This is a genomic window from Kangiella japonica, from assembly GCF_039523535.1.
Taxonomy (GTDB): Bacteria; Pseudomonadota; Gammaproteobacteria; order Enterobacterales; family Kangiellaceae; genus Kangiella; species Kangiella japonica.
Window position 1 is genome coordinate 166,097 of the sequence record NZ_BAAAFM010000003.1, and the last position, 19,786, is coordinate 185,882.

At 42.7% G+C, this 19,786-nt stretch carries 14 protein-coding genes and 2 tRNA genes; 6 read left to right on the forward strand and 10 right to left on the reverse strand.

The annotated features are described in order from the left end of the window. From ABD128_RS04210 to ABD128_RS04220, 3 genes are all read right to left on the reverse strand, one after another. Positions 1-1,347 carry a MotA/TolQ/ExbB proton channel family protein gene (locus ABD128_RS04210; RefSeq protein ID WP_343987011.1) on the reverse strand — a complete coding sequence of 449 codons (1,347 nt, stop codon included), beginning with the start codon at positions 1,345-1,347 and terminating at the stop codon, positions 1-3. Beyond that, positions 1,344-2,120 carry a DUF3450 domain-containing protein gene (locus ABD128_RS04215; protein WP_343987013.1) on the reverse strand — a complete coding sequence of 259 codons (777 nt, stop codon included), beginning with the start codon at positions 2,118-2,120 and terminating at the stop codon, positions 1,344-1,346. Before ABD128_RS04215 ends, ABD128_RS04210 begins: the two co-directional genes overlap by 4 nt. A 302-nt stretch (positions 2,121-2,422) precedes the next feature. Further along, entirely contained in the window at positions 2,423-3,622 is a 1,200-nt protein-coding gene (locus ABD128_RS04220; RefSeq protein WP_343987015.1) for a hypothetical protein, read from the reverse strand. 207 nt (positions 3,623-3,829) lie between these two features. On the opposite strand from ABD128_RS04220, the gene ABD128_RS04225 reads away from it, so the two are divergent. From ABD128_RS04225 to ABD128_RS04245, 5 genes are read left to right on the forward strand one after another with little or no spacing between them, the layout of a single operon-like run. Further along, positions 3,830-5,569: an ABC transporter substrate-binding protein gene (locus tag ABD128_RS04225; protein ID WP_343987017.1), complete on the forward strand. Its 1,740-nt coding sequence runs from the start codon at positions 3,830-3,832 to the stop codon at positions 5,567-5,569. After that, the gene (locus ABD128_RS04230; protein ID WP_343987019.1) at positions 5,566-6,525 is read left to right on the forward strand and encodes an ABC transporter permease; all 960 of its coding nucleotides are present in this window, start codon (positions 5,566-5,568) and stop codon (positions 6,523-6,525) included. The genes ABD128_RS04225 and ABD128_RS04230 overlap by 4 nt, the downstream gene beginning before the upstream one ends. Next, positions 6,522-7,397 (forward strand): ABC transporter permease subunit, encoded by an 876-nt coding sequence (locus tag ABD128_RS04235; protein ID WP_343987021.1) that lies wholly within the window; start codon positions 6,522-6,524, stop codon positions 7,395-7,397. The genes ABD128_RS04230 and ABD128_RS04235 overlap by 4 nt, the downstream gene beginning before the upstream one ends. Before the next feature lie 13 nt (positions 7,398-7,410). Continuing rightward, positions 7,411-8,388, forward strand: coding sequence for an ABC transporter ATP-binding protein (locus tag ABD128_RS04240; RefSeq protein WP_343987024.1), 978 nt, complete (start codon positions 7,411-7,413; stop codon positions 8,386-8,388). Beyond that, positions 8,388-9,173 carry an ABC transporter ATP-binding protein gene (locus tag ABD128_RS04245; protein ID WP_343987026.1) on the forward strand — a complete coding sequence of 262 codons (786 nt, stop codon included), beginning with the start codon at positions 8,388-8,390 and terminating at the stop codon, positions 9,171-9,173. Before ABD128_RS04240 ends, ABD128_RS04245 begins: the two co-directional genes overlap by 1 nt. A gap of 145 nt (positions 9,174-9,318) precedes the next feature. Here ABD128_RS04245 and ABD128_RS04250 read toward each other — a convergent pair whose 3' ends face one another. The 6 genes from ABD128_RS04250 to clpX form a co-directional block, all read right to left on the reverse strand. Next, positions 9,319-11,232 (reverse strand): SurA N-terminal domain-containing protein, encoded by a 1,914-nt coding sequence (locus ABD128_RS04250; RefSeq protein WP_343987029.1) that lies wholly within the window; start codon positions 11,230-11,232, stop codon positions 9,319-9,321. 97 nt (positions 11,233-11,329) lie between these two features. Next, positions 11,330-11,406, reverse strand: a tRNA-Asp gene (locus tag ABD128_RS04255). A gap of 55 nt (positions 11,407-11,461) precedes the next feature. Beyond that, a tRNA-Val gene (locus tag ABD128_RS04260) sits at positions 11,462-11,537 on the reverse strand. 12 nt (positions 11,538-11,549) lie between these two features. Beyond that, positions 11,550-11,822, reverse strand: coding sequence for an HU family DNA-binding protein (locus ABD128_RS04265; RefSeq protein WP_110199061.1), 273 nt, complete (start codon positions 11,820-11,822; stop codon positions 11,550-11,552). Between the two features lie 169 nt (positions 11,823-11,991). Continuing rightward, entirely contained in the window at positions 11,992-14,394 is a 2,403-nt protein-coding gene (gene lon, locus ABD128_RS04270; protein ID WP_343987035.1) for an endopeptidase La, read from the reverse strand. A gap of 78 nt (positions 14,395-14,472) precedes the next feature. Further along, positions 14,473-15,741 (reverse strand): ATP-dependent Clp protease ATP-binding subunit ClpX, encoded by a 1,269-nt coding sequence (gene clpX, locus ABD128_RS04275; RefSeq protein WP_343987037.1) that lies wholly within the window; start codon positions 15,739-15,741, stop codon positions 14,473-14,475. 348 nt (positions 15,742-16,089) lie between these two features. On the opposite strand from clpX, the gene ABD128_RS04280 reads away from it, so the two are divergent. After that, positions 16,090-17,970, forward strand: coding sequence for a metallophosphoesterase (locus ABD128_RS04280; RefSeq protein ID WP_343987040.1), 1,881 nt, complete (start codon positions 16,090-16,092; stop codon positions 17,968-17,970). A gap of 2 nt (positions 17,971-17,972) precedes the next feature. Here ABD128_RS04280 and ABD128_RS04285 read toward each other — a convergent pair whose 3' ends face one another. After that, positions 17,973-19,604: an ATP translocase gene (locus ABD128_RS04285; protein WP_343987043.1), complete on the reverse strand. Its 1,632-nt coding sequence runs from the start codon at positions 19,602-19,604 to the stop codon at positions 17,973-17,975. Between the last annotated feature and the right edge of the window lie 182 nt (positions 19,605-19,786).

The following is a 19,786-nucleotide window of genomic DNA, read 5'->3' on the forward strand; positions in this document are numbered from 1 at the left end:
CTACGCGTTATTCTCGTCATGTTGAGCCATCAAACCTGTGCTCTGCTCTTCCAAGACGTGAATAATGTTTTTACTTTTACCAGCTACAACAGCGTGTAAGAACGTTAATGGAATTGCCGCTAATAGACCCCAAACTGTTGTTACCAATGCTTGAGAAATACCGTCAGCCATTAATCGAGGGTCACCTGTACCGTGTAATGTAATCGATTGGAATACCTCAATCATACCTACAACCGTACCTAATAGACCAAGCAATGGGCCAAGCGCTGCAATTACTTTGATTAAGTTAATACCACGCTCAATCTTAGGTGTTTCTTTAAGAACGGCTTCGTCTAACTTAAGCTCAAGATTTTCGACATCTTCATCTTTGTTAGCTAGGTATACTTTCATGACACGACCAAGAGGGTTGTTACCTGGTGTGCTAGACTTTCTTTGTGAAGCAACTTTCGGGCCGGTAACCATGTATAGAGTGAATAAACGCTCTAGCGCGATTAAGATACCGATAGCTAAAAGTACCATTACTGTAGAACCAGCAAAGCCTTTAAACTTCCATAGACGATCTGGCAAGCTCATTTTCAATTTTTCTAATTGAAGGATACCGCCTTTAGTTGGATCGATAAACAAGCCAGCATAACCTGAGTCAGTTGACTCATATTCTGCGGCTAAATCACGAACCTCTGCAGAAGGTTGAACTTGAAGGGTTTTAATTTGCCCTTGCTCATAGATTAGATAATCTTTTCCTGTTAGCAAGTTGAATGTACCAATACGCTCAACAGTTTGAGTCTCTGTGCGGCCTTCTTCATTAACTACGTCAGCAGCAAAGCTTGCAGTTTTACCTTGCTCTGTTAACTCTTGAAGCATTAATACGTAGAAACCACGTAAGTCATCCATTCTTGGTAGACCTTCAGCTTCAATTAACTTATTAAGCAGAACGTCACGACCAGGATACTGTGCGCTTACTAAAGAGGATGAAATATCACCCGATAAGCTATTTGCAGCCTGACGTACAACGCCGAACAGCTCACCTAAGTTACCTTGCTTAATACGTAAGTCTTCAGCAATTTGAGTCAATTGTTTTTCATTTTCATCAAATTGACCTTTTAAACGCTCACTGCGTGCTTCTTCAGCAGCTAAACGAGCCTTAGCATCAGCTAATAGACTTGCCTGACGGCTTTTTTCTTTCTGGAACGTTTGAACACGTTGGTTATTAACTTGCTCTTGGATTCGAGCTTTATCCCTTACTTTTTTAAGTAAGTCTGAGTGTGACATGCTCTCAGCTGCGTTAGATACAGTAGAAACACTGAGTGCGAAAACGCCAGCTAATGATAATGCTAAAAGGTTTCTCATTGTGCTGCCTCCGTAGCTGGGACTGGTACTTTGAAGAGTTCTTGAGTTGCAACTCCTTTCGCCATGTTAATAGCGCTATCTACAGAATCTAAATAACTTTCTGGCAGATCGACCCATTTATCAGAGGTTTTATCCCAATATGCACCATGTTTACCGTCAACCGTTAAGTAAACATACGACAAACGACCTACGCGCAAGAAATCTACACTAAGGTTTTCGCCATCTTTTTCGATGTTTCCAGAGCTTGCAGAAACGGCATTACCGTATTGCATCTCAATTTGATAAGCCTCTAAGATTTTACGGTACTTCTCAGAAACCGTGACGTTAGCGTCATCCATTAAAGCTTCAAGTTTCGCAACACGCTCTTGGCGTTGCTCTAAATTGAATGGGATATCTAATTGAACGAATTCATCAAGGGTTTTAATCATTTCATCCATAAGAGGAAGAACACCCTTTTCTGTTTCATCAATTGTTTCCATTTCTTTGCTACTTTCAGCAATTTGCTTTTCCTGATTAGCAATCTGTCTTTCAAGTTGAGTGTTATAAATACGCAAACTGTCAACTTGTTGCAAAGTATTTCTGTAGTCTAGAGCCAAATCCGTTGTTTGTTCTGCTAGACGATCTACAGTTACTTGCGTGCTCGCAGCTTTCTTATCGATTGTCTTCTCAGTTTTCATCGAAGAATCGAACTCGCCAGCAGCCATCGTGCTGCCCATCACAGCAGAGGCAAGAATGGCAACAGCCGTTTTCTTAAAAAGTACTTGTTTTTTCATAAACTTACCCAAATTTCTGTTCAGAAATCGTTTCATTAAAAAGTCGATGCTAAAGAAACTTAGTGGTTTCCAGCCTAAAAATCAAGGAAATAAAGGTCGGAACTGTTAAAAGAGTCTCTTTCAGCCTAAACTTTAACCAATTGGTATTTCTCTGGTGAAAGAAATCAACTATAAAGGAGATCAGCCGTAAGGGTCAACAAAACATTACAGTTAATTTACAATTTGAAATAGTTTCAGATAACTTTTTTTTATAGAGGTATGCGGAGTCACAAACAACGCATATAGAGGCGTAGAAATGTGAGTTAAAAATTAATGCTGCCACTGAGTTTTATATATTTTGGTGTTTCAAAGGTGTAAGGCGACAAGCCAGTATCATACAAGTTATAACCGCTCTGACGTTCTGTGTTTCCACCCAATAAATTCACCAAGTCTATCCGTATCACAAGTCCAACATCATCCCAGCGTCCTTGGTACTGCACTCCAATATCTAAAGTTGTACTATCGAAGCTCAGCGTATCAACACTATCACTGGCCAGTGAAACAATTGGCGCATGGTTTTTCTGGTAGGAATTGTGGCTCAGTTGAGCATCCATCGACCATTGTGGTGATAAATCTAGCTGACTAAAGATGGACAGCCCAGACTCATCTAACACAGCATTTGCGTTACTCAAGCTTTCGAACTGAAACGGTTGCCATTCTAGTTTTGATTCGGCTTTAGTAACGGCACCGCCTATTGAAAGCTTGTCATTTATTTGTCTGCTTAAACGAATCTCTATCCCTTCAAATGCCTTGTTATAATCTTCTGTTGCTCCCAGTTCAGAGAAAAGACTTACTGACTCAGGAAGCCCGTCACGATTTAAGTCAAACCAATATTTTTGGTTAGTAATTGAGCTTTGGTCGACTCCAAATAATGAGTTTTCATGATTCCTTTGCTCAAGCTCAGACTTAGTATAACTAATGCTGACAGCCCAGCTATCATTTAAATTTTGCTCAAGCCCAAAGGACACTCCTTGTGCTGATGAAGCTGGCTGTTCATAACTCAGTAGGTCTTCAACTTTAATGGACACTGGAACCCTACGGTTACCATAATTAATATAGAAGGTGGAATTATCTCCACTTGGGCTATATGCAGTGTGAACTCGATATTGTTCTGTGCCGAAAATATCTTCTTGTGGTTGATTGAGATCTAATGAGAACTTCCAAGTACCATCAGTCGCGTCTTCAATGCCAAACGATAAGGTATCTGTAGGATTGTTGAATTCTCGATTTGAATGTTTGGTCGAATAAAGCGTTTCAGTACCAGGAGCTATTTCAAGAGCATCGCTTGCCGAATCAAACGTGTAAGGAGTCCAGTCGTTGCTACTTTGATACAAGCTGTCATCAGCAAGGGATACGCATCCCATACTCGCTAACAGTAATGTAGCCCCAACTTTAATTTTGTATTTACTCTTCATCACGTCACTCAAGTTATTTCGATGAGTTTTCTTCTCAAGCTTTACCATTTAGTTACTTTGACTCTTTTGGCATCGCTATAAAAAACCAGCATAGTTATATTTATAATTACAGAATTTAGTATAGCACTTTCCCTATCCCTTTCAACTTCTTACAGTGCTAAGTTAGCGCCTGTTCACAGCTTGTTACAAGTTCAAGCGAATTGCTGAAACTCAGTCAATGCGAACCAACGCTAGGCACTGGCTTATAAGCTTGTTATGATTAAGAAATCTAACGAAAACAAAGACCTGATGACTAATAGCAGTGTTTACAGAGATGTCGCATCAAAAGCGAAATTATTAATCTCACTAACAGCTTTATTCTGTGTTGCGTGCAGTCCTGAAGACTCTGATCTTACTGAGCAGGATCGAACGCAAGATCTATTGGTGTACTGCTCCGAGGGAAGTCCAGACAGCTTCAACCCTCAGCTCGTAACGTCAGGGACCTCCTATGATGCTACCGCAAATATTTTGTATAACCAGCTAGTCACTTATAAGCCAGGAACAACTGAAATCGTTCCTTCCCTTGCGCGCTCGTGGGATATTAGTGATGACGGACTTCGTTATACCTTTAATTTGCGTCAAGACGTCTCATTCCATACAAGTCAAGTATTTACACCCAGCCGCTCCCTTAATGCCGATGATGTTCTGTTTAGTTTTAATCGTCAGCGCTTAAGCTCACATCCCTACCATGGTATATCCGGCGGGAGATACCCATACTTTACTGCGCAAAGTATGGATCAACTGATAAAAGACATTCGCAAGGTTAATGACCATAAGGTTGAATTTATATTAACCAGACCCGAAAGTCCGTTTCTCTCAATTCTAGCAACACCATTTGCATCGATCCTATCAGCAGAGTATGCCGAGCAGCTTAACCGACTTCGTCGCCCTGAGTGGATCGATAGCAAACCAGTAGGGACTGGTCCATTTCGTTTCGAACGCTACGAGCCTGATGCTTATATCCGCTTTAAACGTTTTGAGGATTACTTTGGTGATAAAAGACGGGTCAAAAATTTAGTGTATGCCATCACACCTGATGCCGCCATGCGCTTTGCTCGGTTTAGCGCTGGCGAGTGTGATGTTATGAGTTACCCTCTACCAGTTCACTTAAGAGTGGCGCAAAAGAATGATTTGCAAGTCGTGCAAACCCCAGGCCTCAATATTGCTTACTGGGCATTTAATACTGAAAAACCACCCTTTCACGATGTAAAAGTAAGACAAGCATTGGCAATGGCAGTTGATCGAGAGTCAATTTTACAAACGGTTTATGATAGACAAGCCTCCTTAGCGACAAATCCAATCCCGCCATCTTCATGGGCCTACAATAAAAACGTTAAGAAAATTCCTCATAGTAAAAGACGCGCTCTAGAGCTGCTGAAAGAGGCTGGGTATGAGAACGGGTTTTCGATAGATATCTGGGCCATGCCAATTCAGCGGGCTTACAACCCAAATGCACGTAAGATGGCAGAAATAATCCAACAAGACTTAGCGGATATCAATGTTGATGTGCGGATAGTGACCTATGAATGGGGTACTTTTCTATCACGTGTCAGCAGAGGCTTGCACCACAGCGTCCTACTAGGTTGGAATGCGGACAATGCTGACCCCAACAACTTTTTTAGTCCTCTTTTAAGTTGCGCCTCTTCGGTCAACGGTAATAATTACGCTAATTGGTGTGATAATCGTTTTGATGAGCTAATTTTAAAAGGGCGAACATCTTCCAAGCAAAGCGAACGAAAAGAATACTACGACCAAGCTCAAGAAATTTTCAAACAACAGGCGCCTTGGTTAACAATCGCACATGCTAACAACAGTGTGTTAGTTCAACCGCGGGTAAAAGGCTTTATCATATCGCCTATTGGTAATATTAATTTTGAAGGTGTCACCATAGGTCTGCCCGACCAGAAGCAGCCACGATCTCAAAAACAAGAAAGCGATGAGGTAGCCAACCAATGATTACCTCAATCCTTAAGCAACTAGGCACTTTGCTCATCAGCCTGCTCGGCTTAACGGTTTTGACGTTTATATTGAGTCAACAGTCAGACAGCCCTATTCATCAATACCAGAGTGACAGCGCCTTTATTCAGTACTTTGAATACATACAGTTTCTCTTTAATGGGGACTGGGGCATGTCAAGCATCCACAAACGCAGTGTTCTAAAAGACTTTCTGCAGCACTTTCCAGCGACCATTGAACTGATAGTTTTTGCAATGATTCTTGCTGTCACAACTGGGCTGGCTCTTGGGATACTGGCCTCGACTCGGCGTGGTGGCTGGCTAGATAACACTTTAATGACGACCTCACTAATCGGCTACTCCATGCCTATCTTTTGGTGGGGGATGCTACTTGTGCTGCTATTCTCATTGACTCTAGGTTGGACTCCTGTTGCTGGCCGCATAAGTTTTGAGTTTGATATAGAGCCCTTCACGCGCTTTATGCTTATTGACACTTTATTGCACCACAACAAATATGGTTTTGATGCTTTTCTTAACGCATTACATCACTTAATTTTACCTGCGGTCACTCTAAGCACTATTCCTATGGCGATAATTGCCCGAATGACACGCTCCTCGTTGTTAGCGGTATTAAAATCTGAATACATTCGCACAGCGCGCTCGAAAGGTATCAGTAAGCAAAGAATTATATGGATCCATGCGCTACGTAACGCCTTGCAACCCATTCTTACCATCAGTGGTGTTCAGATCAGCATTATCATGTCTGGGGTTATCATAACCGAATACATCTTTGCTTGGCCGGGCATTGGTAAGTGGTTGCTAGAAGCTGTTTCACGTCGCGACTTTGCCAGTATTCAAGGCGGCGTTTTAGCGCTATCCATCATCGTAATAGCATTTAACCTAGTGCTCGACTTTTTGAGCATCTACCTTAATCCACGATTACGGAGGCCGTCATGATAAAACTACCGGTTTCCGCTAATAATAAAGCCGCATGGGCCATTTTTAGGCAAAACAAAGGTGCCATGATTGGTGCTGTGGTATTAATCTTTATACTCATACTTGCCATTATTGGCCCTTGGATTTCACCCTATGATCCAGCCCGACAATTTACCAATAAAATTTTAATACCACCAATCTGGAATCCAGCCGGAGACTTTAACTTTTTCCTCGGCACAGACGATCTAGGGCGTGATATTCTGTCGCGTTTATTACATGGCGCTCGTTTATCATTACAGCTAACCTTTACGGTAGTAATAATAGCTGCTTTATCTGGAATTTTAATTGGTGCTGGCGCAGCTTTCCTTAATCAAACACTACGCTCGTTGTTAATGCGAGTCATGGACTTGTTGCTCTCTTTTCCATCATTGTTGTTGGCGATTGCGATTGTCGCCATCATCGGTCCTGGACTCCCAAATGCAATTTATGCAGTAGTTATTGTTTTAATCCCGCAGTTTGTTCGAATTACCCAGTCTTCTATCAGTGACGAATTAAATAATGATTATGTCATGGCGGCTAGACTTGATGGTGCTAGTTCGCAACGCTTATTGAGCCACCACGTGTGGCCCAACATTACTCCAGCACTTACGGTACAATTAACCTTCAGTTTCTCAACCGCATTGCTGGATATTGCTGCACTAGGCTTTTTAGGTTTAGGTGCGCAGCCACCAATGGCTGAATGGGGAACCATGTTGTCGGAGTCGAGGGCTTTCATACAATTTGCGCCTTGGACAATGACACTTCCAGGGTTAGCTATTTTCCTTACCGTACTATCCATAAACTTGGTCGGTGACGGTATCCGAGATGCACTCGATCCTCGGTTAAATCGATAAGGTATTTCGAATAATGGGTTTATTGCAAGTAGAAAACTTAAGTGTCGATTTTCAGACTGATAATGGCATTATCCCTGCCGTCGATCGTGCCAAGATATCGATAAACGCAGGCCAAGTTCAAGGCGTGATAGGAGAGTCCGGCTCAGGGAAAAGCGTCATGGCTCTTGCTATAGCGGGCTTATTGTCCCCAGCCGCCACTATGCGTGCGGATTTGTTTAATCTCGATGGTCATGATCTCACACGCATGAGTGCCGGTGAGCGACAAAAACTAATTAGTAATAACATATCGATTATTTTCCAGGAGCCTACGTCTAGCCTTAACCCGTCACTGACGATAGGTTATCAACTCGATGAAACCATCCGTTTTCACAGTGGTGGTACTAGAAAGCAGCGCTATGAAAAAGCTCAAGAACTGCTGCTACAAGTGGGCATTATTGATGGCAAAAGGCGCTATAAAGAATATCCTCATCAATTATCAGGGGGCTTAAATCAACGTGTCATGATTGCCATGGCGCTTGCTTGCGAGCCCAAGCTTTTAATTGCTGATGAGCCCACAACCGCACTTGATGTAACGGTTCAGTCTCAAATCTTGGATTTATTGTTAAAGCTAAACGAAGAGCACAATATGGCTTTAATGCTGATTACACATGACTTTTCAATTTTGTCCGAAACCACAGACAAAGTGTACGTTATGTATGGCGGCCAAATCGTCGAATCGGGGCGTACTTACAAATTGCTCAGTCAGCCCTACCATCCCTACACTAAAGCTCTATTGAACAGTGTGCCACATTACGGCATGCACTACCGCAAAGGGCGCAGACTCTTTAACCTCAAAGGTAGCACGCCTTCGCTTGATCATTTACCGGTAGGCTGCTATCTAGGGCCTCGCTGCCCATATGCTAACAGGAAGTGTGTACAAGCTCCGGAGTTACGAACCTTAAAGGGTCGTAAAGTCCGCTGTCACTTTCCATTAATTGAGGACGATAGCTAATGCCTAATTTGTTTTCAGCTAAAAGCCTGACAAAAAGCTATAGGGTTTCTAACAACCCACTAAAACAAAGTCAGCTAGAGGTTTTACACGGTGTTAGCTTTAGTTTAAATCCTGGGCAAACCCTTGCGGTTGTTGGTGAATCTGGCTCTGGCAAATCCACTCTCGCGCGAATTCTTGTAGGTGCGGAAAGCCCTGATAGTGGACAACTATATTTTGAAGGCAAGAACATCCTAAACAAAAAGCATAAGTTTGAATGGTTCAAAAATATCAGGATGATATTTCAAGATGCTTCTGCATCACTAAACCCGCGAATTACTATTCACCAAAGCCTTGAAGAGCCACTAAGAAACGGCACTAACTATAATGCAACTCAGCGAAATGATCGCATTGCAGAAGTATTAGAAATGGTTGGTTTACGACCAGAATACGCAAAACGATACCCACACACTTTTTCCGGCGGTCAAAGACAACGCATCGGTATTGCCCGAGCACTGTTATTACGGCCAAAGGTAATTGTGGCTGACGAGCCCGTTTCATCTTTAGATGTCTCGGTTCAAGCACAAATAATAAACTTATTACTAGACTTACAAGATCAGCTCGACTTAGCTTATGTCTTCATCTCACATGATTTAGGATTAGTGCAACACTTTAGTAATAAAGTCTTAGTACTCAACAATGGTACTCAAGAAGAGTATGGACCAGTTTCAGATGTATTTAGTCAACCGAAATCTAAATACACACTGGAATTACTCAATGCGTCAGCAGGTTATAAGAAACCTGTGTAACGATGGGCTTTTACTCAAAGCTTCAACTCGAAGCCTCAACATAACTGATGCATTAAATCGACGGTCACTCAGGATCTAATATTAATTCCTGTCAAAAAAATAGCCGCTAAAAGCGGCTATTTTTTTCGAAACATAAAACACACAGCTATCGACTAACTTCAACCGTTGTTTTGAAATATTCTACCAAATTAGCAGAATCTGATTGAGTAGCTAAGCTTTTTGCTGTTTGCTCTAACTGAGTTTTAGTAGCTTCATCAATTGCTGAAAAGTCAGGATAGTTAACACCTCTAAGCTCAATCACAGCATAGTCACCATTAAATAATGGCTTCACACGGTAAGACGACTCATCACCCTCTGGAGCAGGTAATTCGTAAACCGCAGACACTAGTGCAAAATCCATTGCTGAGTCACGGCGCTTTAGGGCTGAGTTCTCTATCCAAGTAAGCTCTTCCTCTAGGAGTAACTCTTCTGCTGAATCACCATTTTCGAGACTATTTAAAACATTATTGGCAAATTCCTCAGCATCTTGAGCTGCCTTCTCTTTTGTTAAGGCTGTGATAATTTGAGGCTTAACTTCTTCTAACGGCTTAACCGCTTCTGCTTTGTAAACTTTTGCAGTTACGTAAACGATATCTTTGCTGCCTAGCTCGATTTTGTCACTGACTTCGCTTGAATCAATTACTTTTGCACTAAATGCTTTTTCTAATAGTGCTGGGTTAGCCGCTACACCTGTTGCTGTAGAACGCGTAAAGACGCCTGTTTCTTTTACTTCTAAACCGGCTTGCTCTGCGAATAGCTCGATATCGTTGCCGTACTCAAACAAAACGTCATTTAGTTTTGTTTCTTTCGAGTAGAACTCTTCATCTGCTTTCTCTTCTGCTAACTTAGCGACGATTTCTTCACGCACCTCAGAGAGCGGGGTTGTTTTACCTTCACGACGGTCAATAAGCTTTAAGATATGATAGCCGAACGAGGTTTCTACAACGCCACTGATATCACCTTTATTCTCTAAAGCTAAGGCTGCTTTTTCGAACTCAGGAGCCCAACCAGTACCGGCAGACTCTTCACTCTGCTCTTGAGCGTCTACCCAATCAAGTTTACCACCATCTTCGGCACTGAAAGTATCGCTAGAGTGCTCTTCTGCTAATTGAGCAAAGTCTGCGCCAGACTGAATCCGCGCTAATAAATCTTTCGCCTTTTCTTCAGCGTTGTCGACAGAGTTTTCAATTAAGATATGCGCCACTTGTATTTCGGCTGGATCCAAGTAATTCGATTTTTGCTGTTCATAATAAGCTTCGACTTCTTCATCAGTAACTTCAGCTTTCTTTTGTTCGAGCAATAAGTCCGCTGACAAACGTACATAGCGTAGGTTAACCTGCTCAGGCTGCATAAAACGAGCTTGATTCTGCTGGTAATACTCTTCTACAACTTCATCATCAAACGTCAGGTTTTCAGAAAACTTTGCTAAAGGAACTCGTAGCACACGAACATCACGTGTTTGCTCTTGTAAACGATATAAGGTTTCAACTTCGTGATCTAACGCGAAACTGGTTGATTGCAAACCATTCTGAAGCTGTTGACGTGCGATCTCTTCACGCCCTATTTCTTGCAAACGACTTTCTGTTAAACCGTTCTGTTGCATTATACTTCGAACTCGCTCAGGCGAGTACTCACCACTCACTTGGAAGTTTTCGTTAGTACGCAACCAATGTTTAACTTGCTCTTCTGACGCAGTGAAGCCAGCTCTAGCGATACCCGCAGTCACAACTTCATTATCAATTAACTGCTGCTCTATTGAGCTTCTAAGTTGTGCACGGCTCGCTTCTGTTGGGTAACGCTTTTCAAAGCTTTCACCATCACGTTGGCGCATCATGTCTATTTCACGCTGAACTTTTTCGCTACTGATAGAAACACCATCAACTTCCGCTATTCGGTTTGGATCGCCGCCAAACATATTAGCGCCGAAGTAGCCCGCACCAATGAAAAACACAATAATGACAAACATTACCGCTTTCATTATTGGACTCTGCATACTCTGCTGAATTCTTTCCAACATCATGGGTGAAATACCTTTTGTGTTTAATCTATTACTTTGTATTTATAACAAGTTTATTTGCCAGTTATAAAAAACGCGCCCTAAAGGCGCGCTTAAAAGATGGCGGAGCGGACGGGACTCGAACCCGCGACCCCCGGCGTGACAGGCCGGTATTCTAACCAACTGAACTACCGCTCCGAATTTTTAAAGTCCTCACCACAATAATTCATATCTAAACTTGTGGTGAAAGACTTGGTGGGTGGTACTGGGCTCGAACCAGTGACCCTCGCCTTGTAAGGGCGATGCTCTCCCAACTGAGCTAACCACCCAAAAATCGGCGCTTAGTTTACCGCGTCTTTAAGCGCTTTACCAGCTTTAAAACCAGGAACTTTTGCAGCTTTGATTTGGATAGTTTCGCCAGTCTTTGGGTTACGACCTGTACGAGCTGCACGCTCTTTTACAGAGAAAGTACCAAAACCAACTAGAGAAACACCTTCACCTTTTTGCAATGAATCTGTTACTGCTTCTAGCATTGAGTCTAATGCACGACCCGCTGCTGCTTTTGAAATGTCTGCGCCTGCTGCGATAGCATCAATTAATTCTGACTTGTTCACTCACTTTCCCCTTTAATTTTTTAGAAAATCTGTGGTTTAAAAGTTTACTGCATTTCTTAGAGTTTTTATGCTTAACTCAAGGTGCTCTGTTATATCAACTCACAATGAAAACTGTCAAGATAATTTAGACCAATATCGCTAAAAGTCTCTAGTTTTCTGCATTTCACGCCTAATGTGGTTGAATTTTGTTCGGTTCTTCCTGCTTTGAAGTACTGGCTTTAGGCTTCGCTTCTACCGCTTTTGTAATCGGTTCCGGAAGTCTTTCTAGTGCAATATCGATCACTTCATCAATCCATTTAACAGCAATAATTTCTAAATCCTGTTTGATATTCTTCGGAATATCTTCAAGGTTTCGTTCGTTCTCTTTTGGAATAATTACTGTTTTAATACCGCCCCTGTGAGCCGCTAATAACTTTTCTTTAAGACCACCGATAGGAAGCACTTCGCCACGCAGAGTAATTTCGCCTGTCATAGCCACATCTTTTCTAACCGGTATATCCGTCAAACTAGAAATTAGAGCTGTACACATGCCAATACCGGCGCTTGGTCCATCTTTTGGTGTAGCACCTTCTGGTACGTGGATGTGCAGGTCTTTAGTTTCATAAAAGTCTGGTTCTATGCCTAGGGCTAAACAACGGCTTCTAACCACCGTCATGGCCGCTTGAATCGACTCTTTCATGACATCGCCAAGTTGCCCTGTAAACACAGGCTTGCCTTTACCCTTAACCACTACCGACTCAATCGTTAACAGTTCACCGCCAACGGAGGTCCAGGCTAGACCTGTTACCTGCCCTACTTTGTTGCTCTCGCCTGCACGCCCATAGTCATGGCGCTGAACACCTAAGTATTTGGTAATATTTTCAGCACTAACTTTTACCGTTTTCTTAGCTTTTTTCGCTAATAACTGTTCTTTCACAGTTTTACGACAAACTTTCGATATTTCACGCTCTAAGTTACGTACACCTGATTCGCGCGTGTAATAGCGAATAATGCTACGAATGGCATCTTCTGTCAGTTCTAGCTCACCCTTCTTCAAGCCGGCATTTTTAATCTGCTTTGGCAATAGGTAGCGCTTTGCGATTTCAACTTTTTCATCCTCGGTATAACCTGGGATGCGAATAACCTCCATGCGATCAAGCAACGGTGCTGGGATATTCATCGAGTTTGAAGTCGCAATGAACATCACCTCAGATAAGTCGTAATCGACTTCAAGGTAATGGTCACTAAAAGTATGGTTTTGCTCAGGATCAAGCACTTCGAGCAAGGCCGAGGACGGATCGCCACGCATATCCATAGCCATCTTATCGATTTCATCCAACAAGAATAATGGGTTTTTAACCCCGACTTTACTCATGCGTTGCATCAACTTACCCGGCATAGCACCGATATAAGTACGTCTGTGACCACGAATTTCGGCTTCATCACGCACGCCACCCAAGGCCATGCGAGTATATTTACGACCTGTAGCCCTTGCGATCGACTGACCTAGCGAAGTTTTACCCACGCCAGGAGGTCCTACTAAACAAAGCACAGGGCCCTTTAATTTCTTTACGCGTTGCTGAACCGCTAAGTATTCCAAAATGCGGTCTTTGATTTTTTCTAAGCCATAATGATCTTCATCAAGCACTTCTTCAGCTTTAACCAAGTCGTGCTTTACACGACTGCGTTTTTTCCACGGAACGCCCAATAACCAGTCGATATAACCGCGGACAACAGTAGCTTCCGCGGACATCGGTGACATCATTTTTAACTTTTTCAGCTCAGCCTCAGCCTTTTCCTTAGCTTCTTTGCTCATGCCGGCTTCTTCAATCTTTTTCGCAAGCTCTTCATGCTCCGAAGCAGTCTCTTCGCCATCGCCGAGTTCTTTTTGAATCGCTTTTATTTGCTCATTCAAATAGTACTCGCGTTGGTTTTTCTCCATTTGATTCTTAACACGACCACGGATGCGCTTTTCGACTTCCAGCAAGTCCATCTCGCTTTCCATTTTGCTCATCAAGTGCTCGAGGCGCTCAACCACTGACTCCATCTGCAGAATCTCTTGCTTATCTTCTATTTTCAAAGACATGTGAGCGGCAATGCTATCGGCCAAACGGCTGGGATTTTCAATCCCAGCTAAGGTCGTAAGAATTTCGCTTGGTATTTTTTTATTCAGTTTTACGTATTTATCAAAGCTATTTAACGCAGCTCGAGCTAAAGCGTCTTCTTGATCTTCTTGACCTGCTTGTGGCTCAATAAAACTGACTTCTGAAATAAACATTGGGTCGGTTTCAACATAGCTCTCAACTTTAGCTCGTTGAACACCTTCGACTAATACTTTGACATTACCATCTGGCAACTTCAGCATTTGCAAAATCGTTGCCACACAACCGTAGTCATAAACCTGATCAGTGTCAGGCATGTCTTCAGTGGCTTCCTTTTGCGCCACTAACATTACTTGCTTATCGCCGTTAGTTGCTTCCTCTAACGCTAGGATAGATTTCTCTCGCCCAACAAAAAGCGGAATAACCATGTGTGGGAACACCACCACATCACGCAGTGGTAACAATGGAAGTTGTTTCGTTTCTAATGGCATGAATTCAATTTTCCTGGGATTTATAAAATCAGTGTATTGGACTGCGCGCCTTTAAAGCACACAGTCCATCGTAGATTCTTATTCTGATGCTGCTTTAGATTGATTATCGTAAATCAATAGTGGATCTGCTTCGCCTTTTACGACGGCACCATCAATACAAACTTTGCTTACACCTTCTAACGAAGGTAAGTCATACATGGTGTCTAATAAAATTTCTTCAAGTATAGAACGTAATCCTCGAGCTCCCGTGCGACGAGCCATAGCCTTGTGTGCAATGGCCGTTAGAGCGTCTTGACGGAATTCTAAATCAACATTCTCAAGCGAGAATAACTTGCTGTATTGCTTCGTTAAAGCGTTCTTTGGCTCAGTCAAAATTCGAACTAAAGCCGTTTCGTCCAACTCCTGTAAGGTGGTCAAAATAGGTAATCGACCAATAAATTCAGGAATTAATCCAAACTTAACCAAGTCATCCGGCTCAACTTTTTGCAGTAACTCGCCAACTTTAACGCCGTCGCTAACTTCTTTAACATCAGCACCAAAGCCAATACCGCCCTTCTCGGTTCTTTCTTGAATCACTTTCTCTAGCCCAGCAAAGGCTCCACCACAGATAAACAGAATGCTACCTGTGTTGACCTGTAAAAATTCTTGCTGTGGATGCTTACGACCACCTTGAGGCGGTACCGAAGCGACGGTACCTTCGATCAGCTTGAGTAAAGCCTGCTGCACACCTTCACCAGACACATCGCGGGTAATCGACGGATTGTCTGACTTGCGAGAAATTTTATCGATTTCATCGATATAAACAATTCCGCGCTCAGCTTTCTCTACATCATAATCACACTTCTGTAGAAGCTTTTGGATAATATTCTCAACATCTTCACCAACATAACCCGCTTCGGTTAATGTCGTCGCGTCAGCCATGGTAAATGGTACATCCAACATACGAGCTAGCGTTTCAGCCAATAAGGTTTTACCGCTACCCGTAGGGCCAATAAGAAGAATGTTACTTTTACCTAGCTCTACATCTTGATGCTCACTCGAATGTGGCTCATGCTCTAGACGTTTATAGTGGTTATAAACCGCAACCGATAGGACCTTTTTAGCAGCTTCTTGACCAATGACATATTGCTCAAGAAATTCAGCAATTTCTCTCGGTTTTGGTAATTTTTCTTTTGCTTCTTTTGAGGCAATTTCTTGTATTTCTTCTATGATGATGTCGTTACATAAATCGACACATTCGTTACAAATAAACACGCGTGGCCCTGCAATCAGCTTTTTTACTTCATGCTGACTTTTGCCACAAAATGAACAATAGAGTGTTTTGTCGTCGGAGTTTTCGTTACTCATCTTCTACCTCAAGCAGGCGCCTTTAGATATTTCGGCGGGCTTTATTTATGCTTTTTACACCTAATCGTGCAAAGCCAGATTTCTCTAAATGATGAAATGAGGCTGATTGTTGATTTTTCAAGTGTGAATGGAGCTTTGCTAGCCACAACACTGACAAAATCAGCTTCCTATAACCTAACAGTACCAAATATCTTAAAGCAACAAAAGAAAAAAGCCTCGCAAGGCCATAACAGCTCTAATTTTAGTCAATTTTCATCAACTCAATTAACCGGCTTTAAATTCGCTGATTAAGTTGCTATAGGATTGTCTATGATATACTTGATTGATGTTTCTTGAAGTGCCTTAACCATGAAAATCAGAGCCCTTACACATCTAGCTTTCAGCTTGTTTTTTGTGACAATTTTTAGCTACCCATGTGTTTCTTTAGCAGAAAGAACGGTTGCAGTTACAGACGTTCATGGTGCTTATCATGATTTAATTAAAGTTTTAAAGCACAGCGATGTGCTTAATAACCAGCTTAAATGGACAGGAAACACAGATACCCTCGTTATTATCGGTGATAACCTAGATCGAGGGCCTGAGTCCCGTAAGGTGTTAGATTTATGGATTCGCCTGGAAAAAGAAGCAGTCGAGGCCGGTGGCGAAGTGGTCGCCTTACTCGGTAATCACGAAGCCATGAATATTATGCCCGATCTGCGGTATGTTGCTGACGAAGAGTTTGCTGCTTTTATCCCAGAGGAGTCCTCGTCTTACCGCAATAAAGTCTACAAAGACTTCTTACAATACTCACGTCGAGATGATAATAACGCGAGTAAAGATGTTTTTCACCAGCTTTACCCACCGGGTTACTTTGGACTGGTCGAAGCCTTCTCGCCCGATGGTTATTACGGTCGCTGGCTCTTAAGCAAAGACGTGATACGCACGGTGAATGGCCGAACGTTTGTTCATGGCGGTATCTCTCAACAACTACTTGACCTTGGACTAAGTGAACCAGAGCTCAACCAGCGCTTTCGATATGATTTAACCCAGTATGCTACTTTATATCACGACTTTATCGATGCCGGCCTTTTCAAGCATTATTTCAGCAAAGGCGAGCGAAAGCAGGTGCTCCAAGCCCTGCTCGATGGTCAAATCAAATCTCGCTCACTGAACACGCGCAGTATGCGTAAAAAAGCAGAGAAGTTTCTCGAGGTCGCAGACTCCATAATGCTGACCACTTTCGGGCCCATCTGGTATCGGGGCAACGTCTATTGCCATGCTTATTCTGAACAAAAAGTTCTCGATCAAGCTTTGAGGCATTTTAAGTCGAAGCAGCTCTTAGTGGGCCACACTCCCGACCAAAGTCGCTTGGTGCGTTCAAGATTTGCTAATAAACTTATTTTACTCGATACAGGCATGCTACGTACCCACTACTCAGGCCACCCAAGCGCCGTGGTGATTGATGATGACAACCTCAGTGTGGTGAATATTGATAATCCAGAAGCGAACACCCCGCTCCCCGATCCCGTTCGAAAACCCTTATACCCTAAAGGTTTGAGCGATGAATACTTAGCCAACTTTTACCAAGATGCCAAAGTAGTGAACTCCAAACCACTTGATGATTTTTATAGCAAACCAATAAAACTGACCTTTGAATTAAACGGCAAGCGTCATCACGCTATTTTCAAATATTTAGATAGCGACCCACAAATGCAAAATAGGCCATGGCAACGCCGTCTTGGCAACTTGGCTGATCGATATATCTATGATTTGGCCGCTTATAAAATCGACCGACAGCTGGGCTTATTTATGGTGCCATTCACCATGGAATATCGTTTTGACGGTAAACCTGGGATTTTGCAGTACTGGGTGGAAAACTCAATCACGCGAACTGAAATGATCGAGACAGGCGAGTCTCTATACAGCTTCTGTAGCACACAAGACTCAGAAGATATTATGCACATATTCGATTGGCTGATTTTTAACGATGACCGCAACACTGGTAACCGATTGTATGACAAGGACAACGGTTTCTTGTGGCTAATCGACCACAGTCGAGCTTTTCGCTCAAAAATCAGTCTTCCTGAATACTCAAGACCTATGCCTAATTACTTGTCACCCATCTTTAGAGCTAAACTGGAATCTTTAGACTCTGAGAAATTACAGCAATTGCTGGGAGATATTCTGCACAAGAAACAAATTAGCTCCCTACTCACTAGAAGAGACAAAATCCTTCAGCGCCTACCCTAAGGCTATGCTTTAATTGTAATGTTCCAAGGGGTACTAACTTGGTACCCCGAAAAGTCACTGGCAATAAGTTCAAGCTTGAGCTTTTGCCGCTGCCCTTTAGGCGGAGTGAGCGATAAAGTCATTAGTTGCGGATCAAACTCACACCACGAAGGCAGTTTTTGTCCATTAGCCCCCCGAATTTGGTAGCGAATAAAGTCACCAGCATCAGGTTCAGTGAACGTTTTATCAGATACCGTTAAAACGCTTCGCTTTCCTGCCTTGATAGTCTCTGACTTGAGTACAGCTGTTAACACAGGCGCATGCCCTTCGTCGATTTCACCATACTGTGCCTTGTAACGCTTACGAATGGCTAGCGCTGTCCAGCAACACAAACCTGCTAAAAGGGCATTAAAGGTTATAAATTCAAAGGTGCCTAAACCGAAAAAGTTTACTCCAACGGCAACACTTGCGCCGTACATTAAATCACCAAAACGATAGAAAAACGTGTCCATGGTGTTTTTGCTAAGGTACTTATCTTCGCGTGAAACTGGCAAAAACAAAGCATGGCGACTGGTATTTTGGATAGAATAATTAACGCTGTTTTCGGCCACTAAAGCCCACTTAACGACCGCAAAAAATGGAAAAAATAAAATCAGACTATAATTTATCACCATAATAGTCGGTAAAATAACGATAGAAGCGCCAACACCAATCCAGCGAAATAGCCGTGCTACCACAAATACTTGCAATAACAAACCTATCAAGGTGAACCATGCGATGTAATCTGAGTAGAATTCCGTCATAAAAAGCTGTTCTTCGTAACTACCACGAGCTGCTACCTGCTTTGACTGCGCAATCACAAACTTAGCCAAAACATATTCTCCTACTGAATTTACCCAGTTGAAAAGAAGAATAAACAGCGCAATTAATAGCAAATAACGGTTTTGGGCAAACCGAGACAGGCCCCTCCACCATGCGGGGTTAGCGACTAACGAGGGACTAGCACCCTCAGCTCGTGAGCAGACAGGAATAGCACGGAAGCTTAGTTGCGAGAGAAAATTTAAAGCAATCAACAGTATAGCTGACAACACCATCAGGCCAACCACACCAATCAGCGGAAAGAGATACCCCCCAAGCTTCGCGCCAGCCCAAGCGCCGCTGGTACCACCGACTGCAATTATCGCAAACAGCCGCCTACCACTCATAGCGTTAAAACAATCTGCACAGAAAGCCCAAAATAAAGCGACCACAGTGACACTATAGATACCGAGCCAGATATAAAATACGATCCCAATAGGAATGGAAAGCTGGGCAGCAACAATAAAGAGTAATAAGTTAATTACGAAAAAGAGTAGCACCCGTCGCAAAAAAAGTGACTTGTCATGTTGGCATGAATAGCGGTAATAAAAGCGATTAAATAGCGGAATAACCAGTAGTAAAACTGTCGCTTGTGCAGCTGTTGTATAGCTTTTCAGTTCAGCGCTGCCGTCGGAAAGGATTAAAGGATCTCGAATAACTTTGAGTAGATAATATGAGGTCATCAGTGAAAATAGGCTAAAAAACATTAGTAATATGGCCTTGCCCTCGCCAGCACGCACCCACGCAAAGCGAGATAAACAGCGCTCTATAAAACTATATTGCTGGTGACTACCCATATAAAACTCCAAGCAAGCATTAAGCTTACTTTCGAAGGCGCAAACCTACGGCTTTATTGTATGAGACTTTTAATGAAACTTTATTCTAAGACTAGAATAGAACGGAAAGGGGTCAAAGGGAAAGGGTTTATTAACAAGAGCTAAGCCACCTAAGGCTTAGCTGACCTAGGTGGCTTGGTATA